1 protein-coding gene is annotated in these 1,047 nt (G+C 43.6%); it reads left to right on the forward strand.

Going from position 1 to position 1,047, the window contains the following annotated elements:
- A partial coding sequence (locus ACRCJ0_RS15105) for an amidohydrolase family protein (protein WP_431391024.1) occupies positions 1–1,047 on the forward strand: 1,047 nt, incomplete at both ends.

Genomic DNA, 1,047 nt, shown 5'->3' on the forward strand with positions numbered 1-1,047 from the left:
ATTGCGGCTTTAGGCGACTATGAAGGCAAGCAAACCATTGATTGTACAGGCAAATACATTGCACCAGGCTTTATCGACGCCCACATGCATATCGAATCTGCCATGGTGACGCCCTTAGAATTTTCAAAATACGCCCTAGCTAAAGGAACAACAACCGTTTTTGCTGATCCACACGAATTGGTCAATGTCCTTGGGCAAAAAGGCTTGGACTTTATGCTGACCAGTATTGAAGAAACGCCTATGACTACCCATATCATGATGCCTTCGTGTGTGCCTGCAACAGATATCGACACCAATGGGGTTGGCGAAATTTTAGCAGCTGACATGGCGCCCTACCTTGAAAACAAGCAAGTCTTTGGTCTAGCTGAAATGATGCGGTTTGATGATGTGGTTAAGGCTGACGGGAAAATACTGGATAAATTGACACTTTTTAAAAACCAAATTATAGATGGTCATGCCCCTGGTTTAACGGGGAAACCCTTACAAGCATACCGGGCTGCCGGTATTGATACTGAACACGAGGCGGAGAATTACGAGGAAGCGATTGAAAAATTACGGGCTGGCTTTAAATTGTTGATCCGTGAAGGTAGTGCCGCTAGAAACCTTGAGGCAATCCTTAAAGGCTTTGTTGAACATGATATCGCCCTAGACCATTGCATGTTCTGTACGGATGATAAACATCTTGAAGATATTGAAAAAGAAGGCCATATCGACTTTTGCGTCCGTAAGGCGATCGCACTAGGCGTTCCTGCTGCCACAGCTTACAAAATGGCTTCCTATAATGCCGCTCGTGCTTATAACTTACATGATTTAGGAGCAGTCGGGGCTGGCTATCTAGCGGATTTACTCATCATCGATGACCTTGACCAAGTATCAGTTGAACTTGTCATCAAAAACGGGGAAATCATTGACTTTGACCAGTTAAATAGCCAAAATATTGCGCCCGTATCAGATGCTGATCTCTTAAATTCAGTTAAACTGCCGAAAATCAACCAAGAAAATCTTGAATTAAAGGCAGATAACACGCCAGTAAAGGTTATTAACTTG

The sequence above is a fragment of the Aerococcus sp. L_32 genome (assembly GCF_050689315.1).